This window comes from Bacillus sp. JKS001846 (genome assembly GCF_900176455.1).
Taxonomy (GTDB): Bacteria; Bacillota; Bacilli; order Bacillales; family Bacillaceae_G; genus Bacillus_A; species Bacillus_A cereus.
On sequence record NZ_FWYG01000001.1, the window covers coordinates 1,766,114 to 1,790,571 of the forward strand.

Below are 24,458 nucleotides of genomic sequence, written 5' to 3' on the forward strand. Positions count from 1 at the left end.
TTTTATAGGAATTTTGTAGTTGTTTCATCATAGCGAACAGGATGGTGTGTTATATCCTGTTTTAATAGTTGTGTGCGTAACGGTTCGTGCATGATGGAGAAATATACAGAGTTTGCTTTTTTCTCTATATCTAAAGCGGCATGGTCGAATGTTTTTGTATGAGTAAGGATTGGAAGTTCGATTTTTTTCTTGTTTTTTGAAAGGTAAGTTTGTCCTTTTTGTGACATACCTAGCAGGCGAATATATGGTGCGTGTTGTTCTATATTTGCGCTACGTATTTCCTCTTTTGTTGTGTTTGTTAAAATGTGTGTACAAGCTCTTTGTAATCTAGTCCATGTATAACGTTTTGTTTTTAATGCTTCCATGAATGAATAGAAGGAGGAACTGTTTTGTATTTTTGATAAAATACGATGCTCTAAACCTTCTTCTATTTCATATATATGTCGTAAGTCCCCTGGAGACATCGTCATGAGTCTATATTTAAAAAATGAAAAGTATTGTTCCCAATTATGTAATATCCCGTAATTTTGTTTGTAATTTGCTAAAAGCGAAGTGGTTGCCTGTGGGAGAAAAGGTTCAATTGTTGTAAATGATCCTTCTTCGCTAAAGAGTTGTTTTCGGATGCTTGTCGCGCTTGCAATATGTTGGTCATTAAATGTTTCATCATGATAATGAGAGGCAAATCTTTTTATAGTTTGAGCTTGTATAGAGCTATTTTGTGACAGAATTGCTTTCATATATTGGAAGCCTAAAATATTATTTGGTTGTGACATATCTATGTTTTTTTCAGATGTTAAAATGTGTGAGAAAGCATCCGATGTTGCTTTTGCATAACTATTACCAGCGTCCATGAATTGTTTTACAAGGTAGTTAAAAGTCTCTTCTTCGTTTTTTTGTACGGAGATGGTATTATAAAAATTTTCGATTTGTCCATCCTCACTACCGAAACAAATTTCAGAAACACGTAGGGCATTTAAAATGGAAATAGCACCATTTGCGAAGGTTTCAGCCTTTTGTGTTGCAAAGACGTATGGAAGCTCTACAACAAGGTCTACGCCGTTTGCTAAGGCCATTTTAGTGCGATACCATTTGGAAATGAGTGCGGGCTCACCACGCTGTAAAAAAGGACCACTCATAACGGCAATTATTATATCGGATTGTGTTAACTTTTTTGTCTGTTGCACATGATAAAGATGACCGTTATGAAAAGGGTTATATTCAACAACTATACCACCAGCTTTTATGGTAATCTCTCCTTTCGATGTAGCATCTTTTTGAAAAACGTGATACTCTATATATTATTTACTATGATGACTTCATTATAGTGTAAAGAAAAAACATTGACAAATATAAAATGGCTAGCTATAATTTTGTTTGTTGCCTTGAGGTGATATGATATGAAATGGTCCATCCATCAATTGAATAAATTGAGAAATAAAGGATTGACATTGGATGAGATGGTAGATGTAAGTGAGCTAAAAGAGGTCGAGAAAGATATTCGTGAAATTAATCCTGTTCATGTAACGGGAAGAGTTGATTTTGGCTCCGGTAAGTTTACGTTTCATCTACATATAACTGGAAGCATGGTTTTACCATGTTCTCGCTCTTTAGTAGATGTGACATTACCATTTGACATTAAAACAACTGAGGTGTTCCAAACTTCACAAGAAGAATTTGAAACTGAAGCTGAAATTCATTCTTTAGAAGGAGAAGTACTTGACTTACTGCCCGTAATCAAGGAAAATATACTTTTGGAGATTCCAATGCAAATTTTCAGTGATGATGTTTCTGGTGGAGCACCGATGCAAGGTCAAGACTGGCAAGTGATTTCGGAAGAAGACAAAGAAAAGACTGTTGATCCAAGATTGGCAGGACTTGCAAAGTTTTTTGACAAATAATCGGAAGACTGGTTCAGGCCTTCATATGAAAATAACTATTTCTTTTAAGGAGGTGGGAAGAATGGCTGTACCTTTTAGAAGAACTTCTAAAACAGTAAAAAGAAAGCGTCGTACGCATTTCAAATTATCAGTACCTGGTATGGTAGAGTGCCCAAGCTGTGGTGAAGCGAAATTAGCTCACCGTGTATGTAAAGCATGCGGTACTTACAAAGGTAAAGAAGTAATCAGCAAGTAATTGCGGGAAAATAAACGCAGAAGATATCTTCTGCGTTTATTTTTTTTGTCTTAATCTTTAGTTGTTGTATTCTATCTTTTCTAGTAACTGCATATGCTTAATAAAAAATGCATAGGGAGGACTAGAGAGATGGCGACAACAAGACAAGATGCTTGGACTGATGATGAAGATTTGCTTCTGGCAGAAGTAGTACTCCGGCATATTCGAGAAGGTGGAACACAACTTTCTGCCTTTAAGGAAGTGGGGAAAAATTTATCTCGTACACCAGCAGCATGTGGGTTTAGATGGAATTCTTACGTAAGAAAGCAATATAAAGAACGTATTGAGGAAGCAAAGCAACTTCGTAAAGTAGAAAATTATGAAGTGAAAGAGACAAAGGTGTTAGAACCTACGTCAATTACGTTGAATGATGTTATTGATTTCTTGCAAAATTATAAAGATGAAAACTCTTTAACGGTGTTGCAACAACAAGTTGAATCATTACAAACAGAAAGAGAGCGTCTTCTGGAGCGATTATCAGTATATGAAGAAGAGTATAGAACACTACTTGATTATATCGATCAAAAAAGAAGTGTAATGGTAGCGGAAAGAAACAATGCTCGCTCGAATGAGAAGTTAGAGAAGCTTAAGAAATAAAAAACAGCTGTTATACAGCTGTTTTTTTATTTCTTAAGCCGATTCTTCGTTTGTAACCGCATTCAAATTTGCTTCTGGATGCCAAATATAAAAATCTCCATCAGTTACTGATACGGGGTTGAAATTTAATTTATCCCAAAAACCAGCTGAATGAATACGTGCTATCGTTTTAATAGGAAATTGCATTTGTTTCGCATGATTTACAAGCATTTGCCCGAATCCTTGTTTTTGAAAAGTTGGTAATACTTCAAGTTTATAAAGTTCTAGGTAGGGACCTGTAATTTCGAATGGTTCTCCGCCGTTTCTTTTCATATATAGACTCATACGTGCGATTAGTGATCCGCCATAATAAATACCGTAAAATGGAGATTCACTGTCGTTTTCAATAATGTTTGCTTGTAATTCTTCCAGCATAGATAGTTCCTGGGCTCCGCACCCTTTAAATTTTTTGAATTCATCTAACGTTTTATAATTGATGAGCAAGCGCTCAACTTTTGGGAATCCCATTACATCACATCCTTTTCTTGTCTCGTTGAATGCAGAAAAGTAAAAATATTTATAATAATAGTATAACTCATTTTTTTATTTTTATGAAGAAGATAGTATATTTCTTTTTTTATTTTTTTGAGGATTTGCTAAACTAAGAGTAGAAGCGTATTAATAGGTGGTACATACATAGTGAAAAATGAGAGTATATTTGTTGGGCAGAGGACAGCGGAATTATAGGGCGTGCTCAGGTGCTTTAAAAAGATATAAAGGGGGGAAGGCAAGGGCACTTAGTGTGAATTCCTTGTGTGAAAATGAAAATTGGAATTGTCGGACCAGGTGCTATTGGTCTATTGTATACATTTTATTTACAAAAAAATAACCAAGATGTTACGTTGTTTACAAGAACAGCTAAGCAAGCTGAAGAATTAAATGAAACAGGTGTAACTTGTATTAGAGATGGAAGATGTGAAACAGTATATCCATCTGTTTTACCGATAGAAAGTATGGTAGCGCAAAATTTAGATTATATATTTATTGCTGTGAAGCAATATCATATAGATGACGTACTACCGTTTGTGGAAGGGGCATCATCATTAATCTTTTTGCAAAACGGAATGTCGCATCTTCAAAAGATGCTGAACATAGGGAGTAAAAATATAGCTGTTGGTATTGTAGAACATGGTGCGAAAAAAGAGGGAGGGCATATCGTTCATCATACTGGGATAGGGGTAACAAAATTTGGAGTGGTTTGTGGTCAATCTATACATTTTAAAAAAATATTCAATTATTTTCCTGTTGCTTATTTTCCAGTTCAAATAGAAACGGATTGGGAAGAGATTATGCATAAAAAATTAGTAGTAAATGTATGTATCAATCCGTTGACAGCACTATTGGGAGTTAAGAATGGTGAATTAATCACGAATCGTTTTTTTTATCAAATGATGGAGCAAGTGTTTCAGGAGGCAGCATTTCTTATTAGAGGAGAAAAAGAAATGGTATGGCAAATGGTACGAAATGTGTGTGAAGGAACGTCTCGTAATACATCTTCTATGCTAGCGGATGTAAGAGCGAGTAGAAAGACGGAAATTAATGCGATTGTTGGATATGTATTAGAAGAAGCTAAGAAACAGCAACGACCAGTTCCGACACTTCAATTTTTGTTCGATGCAATAAAAGGTTTAGAAACAAGAGTATAAGTGTTATTCTTTGCTTTTACGTGAAACATTGACTACAATGTGGATTGGTGAGAGAACTGGATACGAAAGGAAGAATTATATGGAGATAAAAGAAATCTCTGTTCCGCAACAAGGTATTGTAGCGGACTATATGAACGGTAAAAAAGAGATACAGTCATGTTTTGATTATATGTTAACAGAAGATGCTTTTAAACAACGTTTACATGATTTGCGTGAAAGGGAGTTTTTCCGCCAAGATTTAGTAGCGCATTTATTAGAATATAATACAAAATTACAAGCGGGAGAATCTACACTTCAAAATGTAAAAGCGCTTGGAGATGAAAATACATATGTTGTTATAGCTGGACAACAAGCGGGGTTATTAACTGGACCGCTTTATACAATTCATAAAGTTATTTCAATTTTACAGCTTGCAAAGGAAAAGGAAGAAAGTTTAGGAGTTAAAGTTGTCCCTGTCTTCTGGATTGCGGGTGAAGACCATGATATGGATGAGATTAATCATACTTTTGTAGCGAAAAATAAAAAGATGAAAAAAACTATTTTTTATGACCGTAATCCGAAAAAGGCAAGTGCTTCTGAGTCTGAACTTTCTGTTGAAGATTGTAGAAATTGGATTGAAGAGATTTTTAAAACATACCCAGAAACAAATTTTACAAAAGATGTATTAAAATTTGTTGATGATGCTTTGAAAAAATCGAATACGTATGTAGATTTCTTTGCTCATCTTATTACGAAAATCTTTGCTAATTCTGGTTTAATCCTTGTTGATTCACATCATCCTGAATTAAGAAAGTTAGAAATTCCATTTTTCAAGCGAATTATAAGTAAGTATAAAGAGGTACAAGAGGGCCTTCGTAATCAGCAGGAAGTAATTAAAGAACTAGGATACAAACCGATTATTGAAACGAAGTCTCATGCAGTGCATATATTCATGGAAATAGATAATGAACGAGTATTGCTTGAAGAGCATCAAGGTAAGTTTGTTGGAAAGGATGGGGCGCATTCCTTTTCATACGAAGAGTTGATTGAAGAGATGGAGAGAAATCCGGCACGTTTTAGTAATAATGTTGTAACACGTCCTCTTATGCAAGAGTATGTATTTCCTACGCTCGCATTTATTGGAGGTCCAGGGGAATTAGCTTATTGGAGTGAATTACAGCAAGTATTCCATACTGTCGGTTTTCAAATGCCACCTGTCGTTCCTCGTCTTACAATTACTTATGTGGAGAGAGATATAGCGACAGATTTATTCGATCTGCAATTGAGAGAAATTGATCCGTTTTTAAATGATGTCGATAAACTGCGTGAAAACTGGTTGTTTAATCAAATAGAGGAACCGATTGATGATCATTTTGAAAAGGCGAAAAAAGAAATTGCCGATATTCATACATCTTTACAGCAATTTGTAAAGAAAATAGAGCCAGGGTTAGGTGCGTTTGCAGGGAAAAACGAATTGAAAATTAATGAACAAATTGAACTGTTGGAAAGAATGTTGAAAAGAAATGTTGAGAAAAAGTATGAGGTTCAGCTAAATAAATTCCGCCGTATACAATTCGCACTTCGTCCATTAGGTGCGCCGCAAGAACGTGTGTGGAATGTATGTTATTATTTAAATCAGTTTGGTTTGGATTTCGTTGATCGTGTAATGGAAAACCCTTTTTCTTGGGACGGAAAACATCATGTTATAAAACTATAAAATCTTGCTCTTTGGAGCAGGATTTTATTTTTATTCCGTTGAATTTACTGTGAAGTGATTTTTTTCTGAATTATCAATCAAAAAATGTTAGATATGGCAATTGTGTTGGATACTTAAATATATGACAAAATAGCACAAAATGTAAACGTATTATTCGCTTTTTCGACAGTTTTTTATTTAAATTCCCGCAAAAGATGATAAAATTTAGTATATAATAAAAGAAAATAGCGATTTGTATAGTATGTTGCCTTTGTTGGTAAGTTAAATGAGTCGTTCTTTCGTATTATTTCATTCTCTAAGCGTGAAATATGTGTTTAGAGGAAGGGATACATTCAACATAATTAATTGGAAAAAGAGTAGGTGCAACAATGTTTAAACACGTAACAGTGCTTTTAAAGGAAACAGTAGACGGCTTAGATATAAAGCCAGATGGTACATATGTAGATTGTACACTGGGGGGAGGAGGACATAGTTCTTATTTATTATCCCAATTAACTGAAGGTGGAAAATTAATAGCGTTTGATCAAGATGAGATAGCGATTCAAAACGCGAAAGAAAAGTTCTCTTCATACGGTGAACAGTTTATAACAGTAAAGAGTAACTTCCGTTATTTAGCTGAAAAACTGCAGGAAATAGGTATAACAGAAGTAGATGGTATTTTATTTGATTTAGGTGTTTCATCCCCACAATTAGATACACCAGAACGAGGCTTTAGTTATCATCATGATGCACCGCTAGATATGCGGATGGATCAAGATGCCCCATTAACAGCGTATGATGTTGTAAATAGCTGGTCATATGAACAACTTGTAAGGATTTTCTTCCAATACGGTGAAGAGAAATTTTCAAAACAAATTGCAAGAAAAATTGAAGCTTATCGTGAGAATAAAGCTATTGAAACGACAGGAGAATTAGTAGAGCTAATTAAAGAAGGTATTCCGGCTCCAGCTCGTAGAACGGGTGGGCATCCTGCTAAGCGAGTGTTTCAGGCAATTCGTATAGCTGTAAATGATGAATTAAAAGTATTTGAAGAAGCATTGGAATCTGCTATTGAGATGGTTAAGCCAGGTGGAAGAGTTAGTGTTATAACATTCCATTCATTAGAAGATCGTATTTGTAAAACAACGTTTAAGCGAAATAGTACAACGCCACAATTGCCGCCAGGATTACCGATTATTCCTGATGAATTTAAGCCGAAATTAAAGCTTATTACAAGAAAACCGATTTTACCTTCTGATATAGAGCTAGAAGAAAATAATCGTGCGCGTTCTGCGAAGTTGAGAATCGCTGAAAAACGATAAAAGGGAGAGAGAGGTATGACTAATTTAGCTGTAAAGTACAAACAACAAGCGCAAGAAGAGGTGCAAATTCAAACGCCCCCACAGCAGATGGCTAAGCCGAAGGTTAAAGCGAAAATTACAAGAATCGAAAAACTGTTGTATGTAGCGTTTATTGGCTTTTTATTGTATGCCTGTGTCGCGTTTATTGGAAATAAAGCAGGCCTTTATCAAGTTAATGTAGAAGCAGCGACGATAGAAGAAAAAATTGTACAGCAGCAAAAAGAAAATCAAGAATTACAAGCTGAAGTAGAGAAGTTAAGTCGCTATGAACGAATCGCTGAAGTTGCAAAAAAACACGGGCTAGAAATTAATGCGAATAATGTGAAAGGCCTCAAATAAGGCAATAGGTGTGAAGGAACGATGAAGAAGAATATGACTAAATTTCATACCAATAAGGGAGCAGGTTATTTTATGATATTTTTCCTCCTGCTCTTTTTGCTGTTATTAGCCCGATTTTTTTACATACAATCAACAGGAACAGTTCATAATCAGGATTTAGATGCACTTGCTAAACAAAAGCATAGTAAAAAAGGAGTTCTTGAAGCGAACCGAGGAACCATTTATGATCAAAACGGTCATGTGTTAGCGCAAGACGCAAACTCTTACAAAATGGTAGCTGCACTAAAAGGTGCTAACTCAGTTGAGAATAAAGAAGATACTGCAAAGAAAATTGCAGGAGTACTTGGAAAAGGCGAAGAGGATATTTTAGCTTCTTTAAATAAGGAAGGTAGAAGTCAAGTCGAATTTGGAACGTTAGGCAAGGATTTGACGAAAGAAAAGAAGGAACAAATAGAAGCGTTGAAGTTGCCGGGAATATCTTTTATTACAGAAAATGCAAGGGTGTATCCAAACGGTGATTTTGCATCTTACGTTATAGGTCATGCAAAACCAAATGAGAATGGAACCTCGGTAGGTCAATTTGGCATAGAGAAAAGCTTGGATAAATACTTAAGTGCCTCGAACGGAGAAGTAGCATATACAGGTGATCGTAAAGGTGTGTCCCTTGATGGGGGAAAAGTTAATGTAAAGGCACCTAAAAATGGAGATAACGCTTATTTAACAATCGATCAACGTGTCCAAAGTTATTTAGAAGACGCGATGAAAGCAGCAAGTAAGCAATATGAGCCAGAAAGTTTAATAGGGATTGTTGCAGATCCGAAAACTGGGAAAATATTAGCGATGTCTACTAAACCTAGTTATGACCCTAATGATCGTCAAATTAAATATTTCTTTAATGACGCAATTGCCAATGCATTTGAACCTGGATCAACAATGAAAATTTTCACGTTAGCGGCAGCTATTAATGAAGGTGTGTACAAAGGCCAAGATTATTATCAGTCCGGGACATATCAAGTCGGAAATAGGAAAATAAAAGATCATAACGGTGGTGCTGGTTGGGGCTCTATCACGTTTGATGAAGGGGTAGAGCGTTCTTCAAACGTAGCGTTTGCAATTTTAGGAGATCAAAAACTTGGTCCAGAACGTTTCCGAAAATATATTCATAGTTTTGGATTAGATGAAAAAACGAACATTGATTTATCAGGTGAAGGATCGAATACAATTTTATTTGATCAGCAAATACAACAAGTGACAACAGCTTTTGGACAAGGTTCCACTGTAACACCAATTCAGCTTGTACAAGCTGCAACGGCCATTGCAAATGATGGGAAAATGATGAAACCTTATGCAATTGATAAAATTGTAGATCCGATAACAGACAAAGTAAAATTAGAACATAAGCCAGAAGAAGTAGGAAAACCTGTTACAAAGGAAACAGCAGCGCAAGTAAGACAATTATTAGAACGTGTTGTTACATCTCCGAAAGGTACAGGGACAGCTTATAAAATTGATGGATATTCAGTTGGTGGTAAAACAGGTACAGCGCAAATTCCGGATGGAAAAGGCGGCTATATGACAGGGAGACAGAATTATATATTCTCATTCTTAGGTATGGCACCAATGGACGATCCACAACTTGTTGTGTATGTAGCTGTTAAACAGCCTAAATTAAAAGATGATGAGAACGGTGCACAACCGTTAGCTGATATTTTTAAATATGTAACAAAAAATAGTTTAGAGTATTTAAAGATTAAGCCAAATGAAGTTAAAGATCCGAAAAAACATCTGAAAGAACAACAAACTACTGTTCCGGATGTAAATGGTAAAACGATGGCTGAAGCGGGGAAAGCGATTGATAAAGCAAAACTTCGTCCAATCGTACTAGGTGAAGGGAAAGTACAGCAACAAGTACCAAAAGCGACTGAACAAACATTAAAAGGCGACCGAGTCTTCTTGGTAGGAGATAAGCCTACAATGCCAAATATACAAGGATGGGCACTGCGTGATGTTATGAATTTAGCGAAGACATTACAGCTTAACTTGAAACCTTCTGGTACAGGATACGTAACAGAACAAAGTGTGGCGGAAGGAACATTATTACAACCTGGTACAGAATTAGGTGTCACACTCGTACCGCCACTCGAACCACAGCAAGAAGCAGAAAAGCCGTAATGGTAAAAGAGAATAAGTTCTAATTAAATAAGTACAAGCATATATTGGAACAAGCTAGGCGTAAGGGAGGCTTGTTCCAATATGCGTGTATCAAATGTAACAGTTAGAAAACGACTTATTTTTATACTTATATCAGGTATACTTATTTTCACGATTATCGATATTCGTCTTGGATATGTGCAATTTTTTCTTGGGAATATGTTAACGGATCGTGCGAAAGATTCATGGAGTCGTAATATTACTTTTGAACCCGAACGTGGGAAAATTTTAGACCGAAATGGTGTGGAACTTGCCACGAATAAAAGTGCTCCAACTGTCTTTGTTGTACCGAGGCAAATTGAAAAACCAGCGGAGACTGCAGAGAAGTTAGCTGCAGTATTAGGTGTGGAAAAAGATGAGATTTATAAAAGGATTACAAAAAAAGAATCGATTGTAAGGTTAGATAAAGGCGGAAGGAAAATATCACATGACAAAGCGAAAGAAGTACGAGGATTAAGTCTGAAGGGCGTGTATATCGCAGAGGATTCTATCCGGTACTATCCGTTTGGAAACTTTTTATCACATGTATTAGGTTTTGCAGGTAGCGATAACCAAGGTCTTATGGGACTAGAAAAATATTATGATAAAGAGCTAAATGGGGACAAAGGTCATGTGCGTTTTTTTGCAGATGCGAAAGGACAAAGGATGCCTAATGTTGGTGATGATTTCAAAAAGCCAGAAGCCGGTTTAAATTTAGGATTAACAATCGATGCGCGTATTACAAGGATTATGGAAAGAGAAATGAATATTGCGGAGTCAACTTATAATCCTGACGGTATGATTGCGATTGCAATGAACCCTAAAAATGGTGAAGTTTTAGGGATGTCTAGTCGACCGAGTTTTGACCCAGCGGATTTTCAAAGTGTCTCTCCAGAAGTGTATAACAGAAATCTACCTGTATGGAGTACGTATGAGCCTGGTTCAACATTTAAGATCATTACATTAGCTGCAGCATTGAATGAAAATTTAGTAGACTTAGAGAAGGATACGTTTTATGATGATGGAGCAGCTGAAGTAGGTGGAGCTAGATTGAAATGCTGGAAAGCAGGAGGTCATGGCAGTCAAACGTTTTTAGAAGTCGTTCAAAACTCATGTAACCCGGGATTTATTGAACTTGGTGATCGCCTTGGTAAAGACCGATTATTTAAATACATTCGTAATTTTGGTTTTGGGCAGAAGACTGGAATTGACTTGCAAGGTGAAGGCAGTGGGATTTTATTTAATTTAGATAAAGTTGGTCCAGTAGAGCAAGCAACAACTTCATTCGGCCAAGGAGTTTCTGTTACGCCGATTCAACAAGTAGCAGCTGTAGCGGCGGCTGTAAATGGTGGAACATTGTATCAGCCGTATATAGCTAAGGAGTTTATTGATCCGAAAAATAATCAAGTTGTTAGTAAAAAGACACCTGTTGAGAAAAGAAAAGTTATTTCCAAGGAAACTTCAGAAAAAGTTCGTTATGCATTAGAGAATGTTGTAGCGAAAGGTTCTGGTAAAGGTGCTTATATTGATGGATATCGCGTAGGTGGAAAAACGGGTACTGCTCAAAAGGTGAAGGATGGTAAATATTTAGAGAATAATTATATAGTATCTTTTATCGGATTTGCTCCAGCGGATGATCCAGAGATTGTTGTGTATGTAGCTGTTGATAATCCAAAAGGGGTTACACAGTTTGGTGGAGTGGTAGCAGCTCCGATTGTCGGGAATATCCTTCGAGATGCGCTTCCTGTTATGGGAGTGAAACCGAGAAAAGAACAAGTTGAGAAAGAATATAAATGGGGCGATACACCAACTGTGGAAGTTCCGAATTTAATTGGAATGAAAAAGAAAGACTTACAAACACAACTCGTCGATTTGAAGCTTGATATAAGTGGAGATGGAGAGAAAGTAATTAAACAATCACCAGAAGCGGGAGCTAAAGTAAAAGAAGGCTCAAAAATTAGAATTTACTTCGGGAATTAAAGGTAACATAGTACGTTTTATGGTACAATTGGTGGAAGTGAGTTCTTTATAGAACAGTTACTTAATTTGAGACAGTAAGTGTCTCATTCATAAATAGGTCAGTAGCACTTACCTCCTTATATAGGAGGTAATGTGTTGCTTACTGAAAAAAGATAAATAAACAATGTAGAGAGGGTTTAGTGAAATGAAGTTGCATACACTTGTATCATGTTTGCATGATTTTCCAGTTGTTCCAAAAGAAAATCCAGAAATCACATCTATAGAAGCTGATTCACGTAAAGTGAAAGAGGGAAGCTTATTTGTATGTATGAAAGGATATACGGTTGATAGCCATGATTTTGCTAAGCAAGCAGCGGCACAAGGAGCGGCTGCTATTGTTGCGGAAAGACCAATTGATGTTGACGTTCCAGTTGTACTTGTGAAAAATACTTTTCGTTCGTTAGCGGTTTTAGCTGATTATTTTTATGGTCAACCGACACACAAGTTACATTTAATCGGAATTACAGGTACAAATGGAAAGACAACAACATCGCATATTATGGATGAGATTATGCGAGCACATGGTCATAAAACAGGGCTAATTGGAACGATTAATATGAAAATCGGTGATGAAACATTTGAGGTGAAAAATACAACACCAGATGCACTAACACTTCAACAGACGTTTTCAAAAATGGTTGAACAAGGTGTGGACAGCACGGTAATGGAAGTTTCGTCACATGCGTTAGATCTTGGTCGTGTACACGGATGTGATTACGATGTAGCGGTGTTTACGAATTTAACACAAGATCATTTAGACTATCATAAAACGATGGAAGAATATAAACATGCAAAAGGGTTACTATTTGCACAGCTTGGCAATAGTTATAATCATAATCGTGAAAAGTACGCTGTGCTGAATAGCGATGATAATGTAACAGAAGAGTATATGAGAAGTACTGCAGCAACAGTTGTAACATATGGTATTGATACAACAAGTGACATTATGGCAAAAAATATCGTTATGACGAGTGGCGGGACTACATTTACGCTTGTCACACCATATGAAAGTGTAAATGTTACGATGAAATTAATAGGTAAATTTAATGTATATAACGTACTTGCAGCAACAGCAGCAGGACTTGTTTCGGGTGTGAAATTAGAAACAATCATTGCTGTTATAAAAGAACTAGCTGGGGTTCCAGGGCGTTTTGAAGTTGTTGATGGAGGACAAAATTATACAGTTATTGTTGATTACGCACATACGCCGGATAGTTTAGAAAATGTATTAAAAACTGCAAAACAATTTGCAAAAGGTGATGTGTATTGTATCGTTGGTTGTGGCGGCGATAGGGACCGAACGAAGAGACCGATAATGGCAAGTGTTGCAACAAAATATGCAACTCATGCAATTTACACATCAGATAATCCAAGAAGTGAAGATCCAGCGGCTATTTTAGATGATATGGTACATGGTGCAAGTGGGAAAAATTATGAAGTGATTATTGATAGAAAAGAAGCGATACACCATGCAATCACTAAAGCGAAAGCAGATGATATCATTATTATTGCTGGTAAGGGTCATGAAACGTATCAAATTATTGGTAAAGAAGTTCATCATTTTGATGATCGTGAAGTTGCTAAAGAAGCAATTAAAGGGCGTTTAAGCAACGAAGAGTAACAACGTGAGAGGAGGACTACATGTGCTTGAGCAAGGTTTATTAGTAACGGCTGGGGTAGCATTCTTAATTTCTGTTGCCCTTTCGCCATTGTTTATTCCATTTTTAAGAAAATTAAAGTTCGGACAGAGTATTCGTGATGAGGGACCAAAGTCACATCAAAAAAAATCAGGGACACCGACAATGGGTGGTATCGTCATATACGTATCTATGATGGTAACTTCACTTATTATGGCGATTAAGTTTAATTATTTAGGTGCAGAGGTTTCGTTATTACTATTAGTGACGTTTGGTTACGGCTTGATTGGATTTTTAGATGACTACATAAAGGTGGTTAAGAAGAGAAATCTTGGTTTAACATCAAAACAAAAATTAGTAGGTCAGCTTGTTATTGCTATTGCATTCTTTTTAATTGGAAAAGGGCAAGCGTTCCACACATACATCATGATTCCGGGAACGGATGTTAAGTTTGAATTAGGTTGGGCGTATTTCGTACTTGTACTATTTATGCTTATTGGTGGATCAAATGCAGTTAACTTAACTGACGGTTTAGATGGTTTATTATCAGGAACAGCTGCTATTGCATTTGGAGCATTTAGTATTATTGCTGTGGCACAAGAGCAATTTGGAGTGGCGATATTCTGTATGGCAGTTGTAGGAGCTGTACTTGGATTTTTAGTATTCAATGCGAATCCAGCAAAAGTGTTTATGGGAGATACAGGTTCATTAGCTTTAGGTGGAGCCATTGCAGCTGTAGCGATTTTATTAAAACAAGAATTGCTACTTGTAATTATCGGCGGAGTATTCGTAATGGAAACTTTATCGGTTATCATTCAGGTCATTTCATTTAAAACAACAGGAAAACGTGTCTTTAAAATGAGTCCATTACACCATCATTATGAATTATGTGGTTGGTCAGAGTGGCGTGTTGTTGTGACGTTTTGGTCTGCAGGATTTTTATTAGCTGTGTTAGGAATTTATATCGGGGTGTGGATGTAATTGAAAACTGTAACTGAATTTCAAAATAAGAATATTCTTGTATTAGGCATTGCAAAAAGTGGTTATGCAGCAGCTACATTGTTACAAAAGTTAGGGGCAAATGTTATTGTAAATGACGGAAAGCCTTTAGCAGAGAATGTATTTGCTGCAGAATTACAAGCAAAAGGAATGGACGTTGTATGCGGTGGTCATCCTTTAGAATTATTAGAGAGAAATATTTCTCTTGTAGTAAAAAATCCAGGAATCCCGTATTCTAATCCAATATTAGTTGCTGCGAAAGAAAAGCAAATTCCGATTGTTACGGAAGTTGAATTAGCATATCGTATTTCAGAAGCACCATTTGTTGGGATTACGGGGTCTAACGGTAAAACGACGACGACAATGCTGACATTTGAAATGCTAAAAGAAGGACAAAAGCATCCTGTAATTGCAGGGAACATTGGCACTGTAGCGTGTGAAGTAGCACAGGATGCAAAAGAAAATGAAGTTGTAGTTACAGAACTTTCATCATTTCAATTGATGGGAGTAGAATTGTTCCAACCTAAAATTGCTGCGTTTTTAAATTTATTTGAGGCCCACTTAGATTATCATGGGACGAAGAAAGAATATGGTTTAGCGAAAGCAAATATTTTTAAAAACCAAACAGAAAATGATTATAGTGTAATAAATGCAGATGATGCAGATGTGATGGCTTTGTCTGCGTATTCTAAAGGTCAAAAAATCCTGTTTTCGACAACGAAAGAAATTGAAGATGGCGCGTGTATAAAAGATAACGCTCTTTATTTCAAAGGTGAAAAAGTTGTTGAAGTAAGCGATATCGTTTTACCTGGTCAACATAATTTAGAAAATATTTTAGCTGCGATGAGTATTGCGAAATTATTAGGTACTTCTAATGAAGCAATTACGGTCGTGTTAAAACGTTTTACGGGTGTAAAACATCGTTTAGAATATGTAACAACGATTAACAACCGTAAGTTTTATAATGATTCAAAAGCAACGAATATGTTAGCGACTGAGAAAGCACTATCTGCGTTTACACAACCGATTGTGTTACTAGCAGGTGGGCTTGATCGCGGAAATGAATTCGATGATTTAATTCCGTATTTCAAAAATGTAAAAGCGATTGTAACATTTGGACAAACAGCTCCTAAACTAGTAAGAGCGGCAGAAAAAGCGGGATTAGATATAATTGAAAGTGTCGATACTTTAGATGAAGCAGTGGTGAAAGCTTATGCTCATTCTAAAGATGGCGATGTCGTTCTTCTTTCTCCAGCGTGTGCAAGCTGGGATCAATTTAAAACATTTGAAGAAAGAGGAGACATTTTTATACAAGCTGTGCATAAACTTATATAAAGTAAATCAAAACATCAGTAGGCTAACACCTACTGATGTTTTGTTACATAGGGCAAAAGTTTCTGCCTAAAGAGGTGGTGTTTGTGGGTAATGAAGAAAACGCCTGATTTTATTCTCATCATCGTAACACTTTCATTGTTGACAATCGGAATGATTATGGTTTATAGTGCGAGTGCAGTTTGGGCCTCTTATAAAATGGGGGACTCATTCTTTTTTGCAAAAAGACAATTACTGTTTGCGGGTCTTGGTGTAGTAGCTATGTTTTTTATTATGAAAATTGATTATTGGGTGTGGCGTACGTATTCAAAAGTGATTTTGCTAGTTTGCTTCATTCTTCTTATTCTCGTTCTTATTCCTGGAGTAGGTCTTGTTCGAGGAGGAGCACGAAGTTGGATTGGAATCGGAGCATTTTCGATTCAACCGTCAGAATTTATGAAGTTTGCGATGATTATTTTCTTGGCAAAGTTTTTAGCAGAACGGCAAAAATTGATTACATCTTTTAAACGTGGTTTATTACCGGCCCTTAGTTTTGTGTTTCTTGCTTTTGGGATGATTATGTTACAGCCAGACCTTGGGACAGGAACGGTAATGGTTGGGACATGTATCATTATGATATTCATTTCGGGAGCGAGGGTCTTTCACTTTGCAATGTTTGGTTTGATTGGTGTAGCAGGATTTGTAGGGTTAATTGCATCAGCACCGTATCGAATGAAACGCATTACATCATATTTAGATCCGTGGTCAGATCCGCTCGGGAGTGGATTTCAAATTATCCAATCATTACTTGCAATTGGACCTGGTGGATTATTTGGGCTTGGACTTGGACAAAGTAGACAAAAATTTCTTTATTTACCTGAACCACAAACTGACTTTATATTTGCGATCTTATCCGAGGAATTAGGTTTTATTGGTGGTTCATTTGTGTTATTATTATTTAGTCTATTATTATGGCGCGGGATTCGTATCGCATTAGGAGCGCCAGATTTATATGGTACGTTTTTAGCAGTAGGTATTGTGGCGATGATTGCGATTCAAGTAATGATTAATGTTGGTGTTGTAACAGGACTGATGCCTGTTACGGGTATTACCTTGCCGTTTTTAAGTTATGGTGGATCAAGTTTGACATTAATGTTAATGGCAGTAGGTGTATTATTAAATATAAGTCGCCATTCTCGCTACTAAACCCTGTTTATAAGACAGGGTTTTTCGTATGTGTGTAAAAATGCAATATGTATATAGAAATAAGTATAATGGAAATAAGAAAAGAGAAGCGGAGGAGTTAGTAGTGCGTGTATTAGTGAGTGGTGGGGGTACTGGTGGTCATATTTATCCAGCTCTTGCTTTAATTAGAGAAATAAAAAAGTTAAATCCAGAAGCGAGATTTTTATATATTGGTACGGAAAATGGACTAGAGAGTACAATCGTTCCAAAAGCAGGTATACCATTTCAATCTATTGTTATAAGTGGATTTAAACGAAAAATATCATTAGATAATGTGAAAACAGTAATGCGTTTTCTAAAAGGTGTACAGGATAGTAAACGATACATTCGTCGTTTTAATCCGGATATCGTAATTGGAACGGGTGGATATGTATGTGGACCAGTTGTATACGCTGCAGCCAAATTAGGTATTCCAACTATTGTACATGAACAAAATAGTGTACCAGGTGTAACGAACAAGTTTTTAAGCCGTTATGTTGATAAAGTTGCTGTTTGTTTTGAAGCAGCTATAGAGCATTTTCCAGAGTCAAAAGTGGTAATGACAGGTAATCCACGAGCATCAGAGGTAATGGATCAAAATGGAATGAAGGGGAAACGTTCAGTTGGGCTTTCTCTTCCTAAAAAGTCTGTACTTATATTTGGTGGAAGTCGTGGGGCTAGACCGATTAACGATGCCTTCGTTGAAGCAATTGAACAGTTTGGGAACAAAAGCTACGAAATACTATATGTAACGGGTGAAGTACATTATGATAAAGTGATGGAAGCCGTGAAGCAAAAAGGGAACCCAAGCAATGTTATTATTAAGCCGTTCATTCATAATATGCCAGAGGTACTAACTGGTGTAGACCTTGTTGTTTCAAGGGCTGGGGCAACAACACTTGCAGAATTAACAGCGTTAGGAAAACCAAGTGTGTTAATACCGAGTCCGTATGTAACAAATAATCATCAGGAAAAGAATGCACGTTCAGTTGTTGATAAAGGAGCGGCAAAAATGTTACTTGAAAAAGATTTAACAGCTGAAACGCTTATTCGTGATATTGATGAGATTTTATTGAATGCACAAACATTACAAAATATGAAGCTAGCGGCTAAGCAACTAGGTATTCCAGATGCAGCAAATAAGCTGTATGAAGTAATGAATAAGCTTGTAAAAAAATAAAGTGAGGCTTTAATTAGTGGGGAGTGATTCTCTCTCGTTGATTATTATCTTTCACTAATCGGATGTTTACTGACATCCTGATTCCGCCTAATTTCTTTGTTATCGCCGAATTTTGATTTAGGAGCTGTACTGCCCGTAAATAGAGGGATAACGTTAGGTGAACGCCCTGCATATTATTGTCATAAGGAGACTTAATATGGGGGAGATTGTCTATGGAACAATTAGTAAATGAGCTTATAGAAGCAGACGTTGGTCGTGTTTTAGTTAACGAGCCGTTAGCACGTTATACAACTATGAAAATAGGTGGACCAGCGGATATTTTAATTGTGCCAAAGCATGTAGCCGGTATTGAAAAAACATTACAGTTAGTAAAGCAATACAAAACGAAGTGGACTGTAATTGGTCGCGGTTCAAACCTTCTTGTATCTGATCAAGGCATAGAAGGTGTTGTTATTCGTTTAGGAGAAGGATTAGATCACTTAGAGGTCGAAAAACATAAGGTAAGAGTTGGTAGTGGATATCCTCTTATTAAATTGTCAACTTTACTTAGTCGTCAAGGGTTAGCTGGATTGGAGTTTGCGAGCGGTATTCCAGGAAGTGTCGGTGGTGCAGTATATATGAATGCAGGTGCACATAAATCGGATATATCGAGTGTATTATCGAAGGCTCTCATTCTGTTTGAAGACGGTACAATTGCCTGGTTAACGAATAAAGAACTGGAGTTTTCTTATCGGTCATCTGTATTGCAAACGAAACGTCCTGGTATTGTTTTAGAGGCGGAGTTTCAATTACAGGCGGGAAAACGTGAAGAAATTGTACGTAGCATGCAAAATAATAAAGACTACCGCCGTGAAACGCAACCATGGAATCATCCGTGTGCAGGAAGTATATTTCGGAATCCAATCCCACATTTTGCAGGAGATTTAGTAGAAAAAGCAGGGCTTCGTGGTTATAGGATTGGTGGAGCTCAAATTTCTGAAATGCATGGCAATTTTATTGTTAATACCGGGGGAGCTTCAGCGCAAGATGTATTGTCTTTAATTGAATTAATAAAACATACAATTAAGGATAAATTTGATGTAGATATGCACACAGAAGTAGAAATCATTGGAAGATAACGGTTATTCGTTCCGCTCATTATCATTTATGTTATAATAAGAAGATAAGAACGGCATGAGGAACATGCCGTTCTTTATGTTACATAGGGGGATCGTACATGAATAATAGTAAAGTGATTAAACTACAAGATCGTGTACCAAAATTGAAAAATCAAAAGAAAAAAAACAAAAAAAATGTTAATCATCGATTGATTTTATACATATCAATTTTATTTTTATTAGTGCTCTTTTTAATTTATTTTCGGTCTCCGCTTAGTAATATAAAAAAGATTAGTGTGTTTGGAAATCACTATATGACGGATGAGCAAGTAATGAAGGATTCAGGCGTGACATATGATACAAGTTATTTCCGAGTGACAGCACATAAAGCTGAAGAAAACTTAACGAAGCGAAAAGAAATTAAAGCAGTAAATGTAAAAAAACGTTTTCCAAACAAGATTGATATTCATATCGAAGAATATTTAACGATTGGTTATATAAATAAAGAGGGAAAACTACAACCGTTATTAGAAAATGGAAAAACGCTTGATGTACTACCTAATGGAAAACTTCCTGTTGCAGCACCGATTTTCGAACCTTTTAAAGAAGAGAAAATGAAGGAGTTAATCGCTGAACTAGAAAAATTAACACCAGCTATTTTAAAATCTATTTCGGAGATTCGCTATTCACCAACGAATGCGAATGAAGATCATCTTACTTTATATATGAATGAAGGTTATGAAGTGAGCACTACGATTCAAAATTTCGCAAAACGTATGGAAGCCTATCCACTTATTTTAAAAACAATTGAGCCAGGTAAGAAGGTATTAATTGACTTAGAAGTAGGTGCATATACGAAAGAATTAGGTGCGGAAGACAAAAAAGAATAGAATGGTAGTTTTCGTTGCTTATAGCAGAAAAAACGAAACGAATGTTCTATTATATGTATACGAATTTAGAAGAATGGTTCATTTGATGAAAAATATGTAAAAATTCTTAGATTCATACTAGTATTGGTACAAGTTTCACTTTTCTATGAGTACATCTTAGTGTAGACTTATACTTGGCGGTAAACTTTACACTGGAAATAGAATTATTTCAAGATAAGCAGTTATTCATAGTTTACTGCGATATTCTTAATTGAATGCTAAATAAAAATAAGAAAAATATAGGGTTAAAAAAGGGAAACGTATAAAGACGTTGAATATTTTTCTTATAAATAGTAAAGTTGCGATTGTTGTTCCATATATTGAGTTGTATGGTATAAATAAAGAAGGAGGTGCCAAAGAATGAACAGCAATGAAATATATGTTAGTCTTGACATCGGTACATCCAATGTTAAAGTCATCATTGGTGAAATGGTTAATGACAGCTTAAACATTATTGGTGTTGGAAATGTAAAATCAAATGGTTTAAAGAAGGGATCGATAGTTGATATAGACGAGACTGTTCGATCAATTAAAAAAGCAATTGAACAAGCTGAGCGCATGGTGGGAATCCACATTGAGCAAGTTGTAGTAGGTGTCAATGCAAACCAGGTACAGCTACTTCCTTGTCACGGAGTAGTCGCTGTTTCAAATGAAGATCGTGAAATCGGGAATGAAGATGTCTTACGCGTTCTAGATGCAGCACAAGTTGTGTCAATTGCTCCAGAGCGTGAGTTTATTGATGTGGTACCTCGACAGTTCATCGTAGACGGTCTTGACGAGATTAACGATCCACGCGGGATGATCGGTGTAAGATTAGAAATGGAAGGTACACTTATTACAGGCTCGAGAACTTTACTACATAACCTACTTCGTTGTGTAGAAAAAGCAGGTCTTGAAATTGTTGATATTTGTCTTCAACCTTTAGCGGCTGCAACAGTTGCTATATCTTCAGATGAAAAAAATAGAGGAGTAGCCCTTGTTGATATGGGGGGAGGATCTACAACTTTATCTATTTTTAAAGATGGAGAGTTACAAGCGACGAGCGTATTACCATTAGGTGGAGACCATATAACGAAAGATATTGCGATTGGGTTGAAAACTTCAACAGAAAATGCAGATCAAATTAAGTTGAAATATGGACATGCTTTTTATGATACAGCATCTGAAGAAGAGATGTTTACGGTTCCTATTATGGGAAGTGATCAAACAGAACAATATTCTCAGTTGGAATTATCGGATATAATAGAGGCTCGTGTAGAGGAAATTTTAATGTTTGTTCAAGATGAAGTGCGTAAGTTAGGAGTAAAGCAAGTGGCTTCTGGTTATGTACTAACTGGCGGAATTGCTTCTATGCCAGGTGTTCTTGATCTTGCATATGATATTTTACATGAAAATGTTCGTGTAGCAACTCCTGATTATATTGGTGTGCGTGAGCCCCAATATACAAGTGGAGTTGGATTAATTAAACATTCTTATCAAAAAGCTAAATTACGTGGGAAAAATGTGCAGGAAAAGCAAGAGCATTTTGAACCAGTACCAGCACCAGCACCAACGCCGGTACAACAGCAACCCGCGAAACAAAAAACTCGTAATCAAAACAATAATAATCAAAATGATGACCGCATGATGTCAAAAGTAAAACGTGTATTCCGTTATTTATGGGATTAAAATTGGACACGAAAAATGAGGTTCTAGGGGGATTTCGACATGTTAGAGTTTGATACTACTCAAGATCAATTAGCGAATATAAAAGTTATCGGTGTCGGCGGTGGCGGAAACAATGCTGTAAACCGTATGATTGAACACGGTGTACAAGGTGTAGACTTTATCGCTGTGAACACTGATGCACAAGCATTAAATCTATCAAAAGCTGAAACAAAAATGCAAATTGGTGGAAAATTAACGCGTGGACTTGGTGCAGGCGCAAACCCTGAAGTAGGGAAAAAAGCTGCAGAAGAAAGTAAAGAACAGATCCAAGAAGCACTTCGTGGTGCGGATATGGTCTTCGTAACTGCCGGTATGGGCGGTGGAACTGGAACTGGTGCAGCTCCAGTTGTTGCTCAAGTTGCAAAAGAATTAGGTGCTTTAACAGTTGGTGTTGTAACACGTCCATTTACTTTTGAAGGACGTAAGCGTGCGACGCAAGCAGCATCTGGTATTGCAGCATTTAAAGAAAATGTAGATACTCTTATTGTAATTCCAAACGATCGCTTATTAGAGATTGTTGATAAAAATACGCCAATGTTAGAAGCATTCCGTGAAGCTGATAACGTATTACGTCAAGGTGTTCAAGGTATTTCGGATTTAATTGCAACGCCAGGTTTAATTAACTTAGACTTTGCAGACGTAAAGACAATTATGTCTAATAGAGGTTCTGCTTTAATGGGTATTGGTTCTGGTAACGGGGAAAATCGTGCTGCAGAAGCTGCGAAAAAAGCGATTTCTAGTCCATTACTAGAAACATCTATTGATGGAGCTCAAGGTGTTATCATGAACATTACGGGTGGCGCTAACTTAAGCTTATATGAAGTACAAGAAGCGGCAGATATCGTAGCTTCAGCTTCAGATCCAGAAGTAAATATGATCTTCGGTTCTGTTATTAACGAAGGATTAAAAGATGATATCGTTGTAACTGTAATTGCAACTGGTTTTGATGATAGCATTGCAACTCAACCACCAAAACCAATTATTCGCCCGAATGCGAACCACACGCAACAACAGCAACAACCAGTAGCTCAACCTTCAAAACAACGTGAAGTAAAACGTGAAATGAAGCGTGAAGAGCCAGTTGTACATGAGCGTCATTCAGATTCAGATGATATCGATATTCCAGCATTTTTACGTAACCGTCGTAGACGATAAAAAAAGGAGCTTTCATGCTCCTTTTTTGTTTTTTAAATGGAAAAGACCTGCTAAGCAGGTCTTTTTTTTATTTGGTATATTTTGTTGGTGAAAATAAGAGTATATCATTCTATGAATTTGTACTTTTATTTTTTACCGACAGATTATGTCTAGAAATCACAAAATAACAAAAAAACACCTCCGCAAATTGACACACTTTCCTATTGGATATGCATTATACTAGTCTCAACTTGAAAAAAGAGGTGAATTGTTTGGTTGTTTACGCCGACGTTGTTTGGTTGTTAAACGCCTGCATTGATTTTCTTTTGCTTTTATTAACAGCTACCGTGTTAAAAAAGAAAATCAAAAAATGGAGGCTTGTGTTAGGGGCATTTATAGGTTCAACTATTGTTATTTTTGCCTTTACTCCTTTTGCTTCTATGATGACACATCCAATTATGAAACTACTGTACTCGTTACTTATTGTGTATACAGCATTTGGGTTTACAACATTTAGAAATTATGCACAAACTGTTTTTACTTTTTACTTTGTAACCTTTATGGTTGGCGGAGGATTAATTGGAACTCATTTCTTTTTGCAAACGAATGAAATGGTAAATGGATTGGTTCAATCTCAGTCAATTTCTTACGGTGATCCAATTAGTTGGTTATTTGTTATTTTTGGTTTTCCAGTAATTTATTATTTTTCTAAAAAGCGTATTGAAAGCGTAGAGGTCACGAAAATACACTATGATCAAATTGTGAAAGTAAAAATTCAATTAGCAGAAGAAGAACTAGAACTGGCAGGTCTTATTGACAGTGGGAACCAACTTTATGACCCATTAACAAAAACACCCGTTATGATTATGCATGTTTCATCATTAGAACATTGCTTACCATCTTGGTTAACAGAACAAATTTATTCCAAAACAGAAATTCCTCAAATACCAGAAAATGATTCTGGTTGGGCGACAAAATTACGCTTAATTCCTTTCCGTGCAGTAGGGGTAGAGAGTCAATTTTTGTGGGCAATTAAGCCTGACAGTGTGCAAGTTGACCATGAAGGTAGTTCTATTGTTGTAAACAAAGTATTAATTGGATTAAATACACAACAGCTTTCTACTAATGGGGAGTATCAATGTATTGTGCATCCAAAAATGTTGATTTCACAAAAAATGGTAATTGCTTAATAATGAGAGGCG

General features: G+C 36.3%; 21 protein-coding genes. 19 read left to right on the top strand and 2 right to left on the bottom strand.

Annotated features, from left to right (window positions below):
- Positions 1 to 2: 2 nt before the first annotated feature.
- Positions 3 to 1,184, bottom strand: a complete 1,182-nt coding sequence (locus B9A45_RS09790) for a nucleotidyltransferase (RefSeq protein WP_002101277.1) — start codon at positions 1,182 to 1,184, stop codon at positions 3 to 5.
- Between the two features lie 213 nt (positions 1,185 to 1,397).
- On the opposite strand from B9A45_RS09790, the gene B9A45_RS09795 reads away from it, so the two are divergent.
- The 3 genes from B9A45_RS09795 (at position 1,398) to B9A45_RS09805 (ending at position 2,769) form a co-directional block, all read left to right on the top strand.
- Positions 1,398 to 1,898, top strand: coding sequence for a YceD family protein (locus B9A45_RS09795; RefSeq protein WP_000872147.1), 501 nt, complete (start codon positions 1,398 to 1,400; stop codon positions 1,896 to 1,898).
- Positions 1,899 to 1,959: 61 nt separating this feature from the next.
- Positions 1,960 to 2,133: a 50S ribosomal protein L32 gene (gene rpmF / locus B9A45_RS09800; RefSeq protein WP_001984764.1), complete on the top strand. Its 174-nt coding sequence runs from the start codon at positions 1,960 to 1,962 to the stop codon at positions 2,131 to 2,133.
- Positions 2,134 to 2,262: 129 nt separating this feature from the next.
- A complete protein-coding gene (locus B9A45_RS09805; protein ID WP_000246468.1) occupies positions 2,263 to 2,769 on the top strand; it encodes an RsfA family transcriptional regulator in 507 nt (168 codons plus the stop codon).
- A 33-nt stretch (positions 2,770 to 2,802) separates the two neighbouring features.
- Here the strand turns inward: B9A45_RS09805 and B9A45_RS09810 are convergent, their stop codons facing one another.
- A complete protein-coding gene (locus tag B9A45_RS09810; protein ID WP_000506692.1) occupies positions 2,803 to 3,276 on the bottom strand; it encodes an N-acetyltransferase in 474 nt (157 codons plus the stop codon).
- A gap of 293 nt (positions 3,277 to 3,569) precedes the next feature.
- Between B9A45_RS09810 and panE the strand changes: the two genes are divergently transcribed.
- The 16 genes from panE to spoIIGA all read left to right on the top strand — a co-directional run bounded on the left by panE (position 3,570) and on the right by spoIIGA (position 24,446).
- On the top strand, positions 3,570 to 4,454 hold the full coding sequence (gene panE / locus B9A45_RS09815) for a 2-dehydropantoate 2-reductase (RefSeq protein ID WP_002101275.1): 885 nt from the start codon (positions 3,570 to 3,572) through the stop codon (positions 4,452 to 4,454).
- Between the two features lie 79 nt (positions 4,455 to 4,533).
- Positions 4,534 to 6,150, top strand: a complete 1,617-nt coding sequence (gene bshC, locus B9A45_RS09820; RefSeq protein WP_000403026.1) for a bacillithiol biosynthesis cysteine-adding enzyme BshC — start codon at positions 4,534 to 4,536, stop codon at positions 6,148 to 6,150.
- Positions 6,151 to 6,518: 368 nt separating this feature from the next.
- Entirely contained in the window at positions 6,519 to 7,451 is a 933-nt protein-coding gene (rsmH, locus tag B9A45_RS09825) for a 16S rRNA (cytosine(1402)-N(4))-methyltransferase RsmH (protein ID WP_000472508.1), read from the top strand.
- Positions 7,452 to 7,466: 15 nt separating this feature from the next.
- On the top strand, positions 7,467 to 7,829 hold the full coding sequence (ftsL, locus tag B9A45_RS09830) for a cell division protein FtsL (RefSeq protein WP_000182804.1): 363 nt from the start codon (positions 7,467 to 7,469) through the stop codon (positions 7,827 to 7,829).
- Positions 7,830 to 7,901: 72 nt separating this feature from the next.
- Entirely contained in the window at positions 7,902 to 10,001 is a 2,100-nt protein-coding gene (locus B9A45_RS09835; RefSeq protein WP_001987238.1) for a penicillin-binding protein, read from the top strand.
- A gap of 81 nt (positions 10,002 to 10,082) precedes the next feature.
- A complete protein-coding gene (locus tag B9A45_RS09840; protein WP_001266237.1) occupies positions 10,083 to 11,999 on the top strand; it encodes a stage V sporulation protein D in 1,917 nt (638 codons plus the stop codon).
- 184 nt (positions 12,000 to 12,183) lie between these two features.
- The gene (gene murE, locus B9A45_RS09845) at positions 12,184 to 13,659 is read left to right on the top strand and encodes a UDP-N-acetylmuramoyl-L-alanyl-D-glutamate--2,6-diaminopimelate ligase (RefSeq protein WP_000766316.1); all 1,476 of its coding nucleotides are present in this window, start codon (positions 12,184 to 12,186) and stop codon (positions 13,657 to 13,659) included.
- A gap of 22 nt (positions 13,660 to 13,681) precedes the next feature.
- Positions 13,682 to 14,656 (top strand): phospho-N-acetylmuramoyl-pentapeptide-transferase, encoded by a 975-nt coding sequence (gene mraY / locus B9A45_RS09850; protein ID WP_000893060.1) that lies wholly within the window; start codon positions 13,682 to 13,684, stop codon positions 14,654 to 14,656.
- Positions 14,657 to 16,009 (top strand): UDP-N-acetylmuramoyl-L-alanine--D-glutamate ligase, encoded by a 1,353-nt coding sequence (gene murD, locus B9A45_RS09855; RefSeq protein WP_084064009.1) that lies wholly within the window; start codon positions 14,657 to 14,659, stop codon positions 16,007 to 16,009.
- Positions 16,010 to 16,099: 90 nt separating this feature from the next.
- Positions 16,100 to 17,191 (top strand): stage V sporulation protein E, encoded by a 1,092-nt coding sequence (gene spoVE, locus B9A45_RS09860; RefSeq protein WP_000753520.1) that lies wholly within the window; start codon positions 16,100 to 16,102, stop codon positions 17,189 to 17,191.
- Positions 17,192 to 17,294: 103 nt separating this feature from the next.
- Positions 17,295 to 18,389 (top strand): undecaprenyldiphospho-muramoylpentapeptide beta-N-acetylglucosaminyltransferase, encoded by a 1,095-nt coding sequence (gene murG / locus B9A45_RS09865; protein WP_021728036.1) that lies wholly within the window; start codon positions 17,295 to 17,297, stop codon positions 18,387 to 18,389.
- A gap of 212 nt (positions 18,390 to 18,601) precedes the next feature.
- Positions 18,602 to 19,507, top strand: a complete 906-nt coding sequence (gene murB, locus B9A45_RS09870; RefSeq protein WP_000437021.1) for a UDP-N-acetylmuramate dehydrogenase — start codon at positions 18,602 to 18,604, stop codon at positions 19,505 to 19,507.
- A gap of 98 nt (positions 19,508 to 19,605) precedes the next feature.
- Positions 19,606 to 20,376 carry a cell division protein DivIB gene (gene divIB, locus B9A45_RS09875; RefSeq protein WP_001065788.1) on the top strand — a complete coding sequence of 257 codons (771 nt, stop codon included), beginning with the start codon at positions 19,606 to 19,608 and terminating at the stop codon, positions 20,374 to 20,376.
- A gap of 399 nt (positions 20,377 to 20,775) precedes the next feature.
- Positions 20,776 to 22,083, top strand: coding sequence for a cell division protein FtsA (gene ftsA, locus B9A45_RS09880; RefSeq protein ID WP_001087557.1), 1,308 nt, complete (start codon positions 20,776 to 20,778; stop codon positions 22,081 to 22,083).
- Positions 22,084 to 22,122: 39 nt separating this feature from the next.
- Positions 22,123 to 23,277: a cell division protein FtsZ gene (ftsZ, locus tag B9A45_RS09885; protein ID WP_000888984.1), complete on the top strand. Its 1,155-nt coding sequence runs from the start codon at positions 22,123 to 22,125 to the stop codon at positions 23,275 to 23,277.
- 251 nt (positions 23,278 to 23,528) lie between these two features.
- Complete coding sequence (gene spoIIGA / locus B9A45_RS09890; RefSeq protein ID WP_000261970.1) at positions 23,529 to 24,446, top strand: sigma-E processing peptidase SpoIIGA; 918 nt, start codon at positions 23,529 to 23,531, stop codon at positions 24,444 to 24,446.
- Positions 24,447 to 24,458: the final 12 nt, after the last annotated feature.

Bases quoted from the DNA above. Each gene is read 5' to 3' on its own strand.
- B9A45_RS09795 (WP_000872147.1), top strand. From the start codon at position 1,398: ATGAAATGGTCCATCCATCAATTGAATAAATTGAGAAATAAAGGATTG.
- rpmF (WP_001984764.1), top strand. From the start codon at position 1,960: ATGGCTGTACCTTTTAGAAGAACTTCTAAAACAGTAAAAAGAAAGCGT.
- B9A45_RS09805 (WP_000246468.1), top strand. From the start codon at position 2,263: ATGGCGACAACAAGACAAGATGCTTGGACTGATGATGAAGATTTGCTT.
- B9A45_RS09810 (WP_000506692.1), bottom strand. From the start codon at position 3,276: ATGGGATTCCCAAAAGTTGAGCGCTTGCTCATCAATTATAAAACGTTA.
- panE (WP_002101275.1), top strand. From the start codon at position 3,570: ATGAAAATTGGAATTGTCGGACCAGGTGCTATTGGTCTATTGTATACA.
- bshC (WP_000403026.1), top strand. From the start codon at position 4,534: ATGGAGATAAAAGAAATCTCTGTTCCGCAACAAGGTATTGTAGCGGAC.
- rsmH (WP_000472508.1), top strand. From the start codon at position 6,519: ATGTTTAAACACGTAACAGTGCTTTTAAAGGAAACAGTAGACGGCTTA.
- ftsL (WP_000182804.1), top strand. From the start codon at position 7,467: ATGACTAATTTAGCTGTAAAGTACAAACAACAAGCGCAAGAAGAGGTG.
- B9A45_RS09835 (WP_001987238.1), top strand. From the start codon at position 7,902: ATGATATTTTTCCTCCTGCTCTTTTTGCTGTTATTAGCCCGATTTTTT.
- B9A45_RS09840 (WP_001266237.1), top strand. From the start codon at position 10,083: ATGCGTGTATCAAATGTAACAGTTAGAAAACGACTTATTTTTATACTT.
- murE (WP_000766316.1), top strand. From the start codon at position 12,184: ATGAAGTTGCATACACTTGTATCATGTTTGCATGATTTTCCAGTTGTT.
- spoVE (WP_000753520.1), top strand. From the start codon at position 16,100: ATGAAGAAAACGCCTGATTTTATTCTCATCATCGTAACACTTTCATTG.
- murB (WP_000437021.1), top strand. From the start codon at position 18,602: ATGGAACAATTAGTAAATGAGCTTATAGAAGCAGACGTTGGTCGTGTT.
- divIB (WP_001065788.1), top strand. From the start codon at position 19,606: ATGAATAATAGTAAAGTGATTAAACTACAAGATCGTGTACCAAAATTG.
- ftsA (WP_001087557.1), top strand. From the start codon at position 20,776: ATGAACAGCAATGAAATATATGTTAGTCTTGACATCGGTACATCCAAT.
- ftsZ (WP_000888984.1), top strand. From the start codon at position 22,123: ATGTTAGAGTTTGATACTACTCAAGATCAATTAGCGAATATAAAAGTT.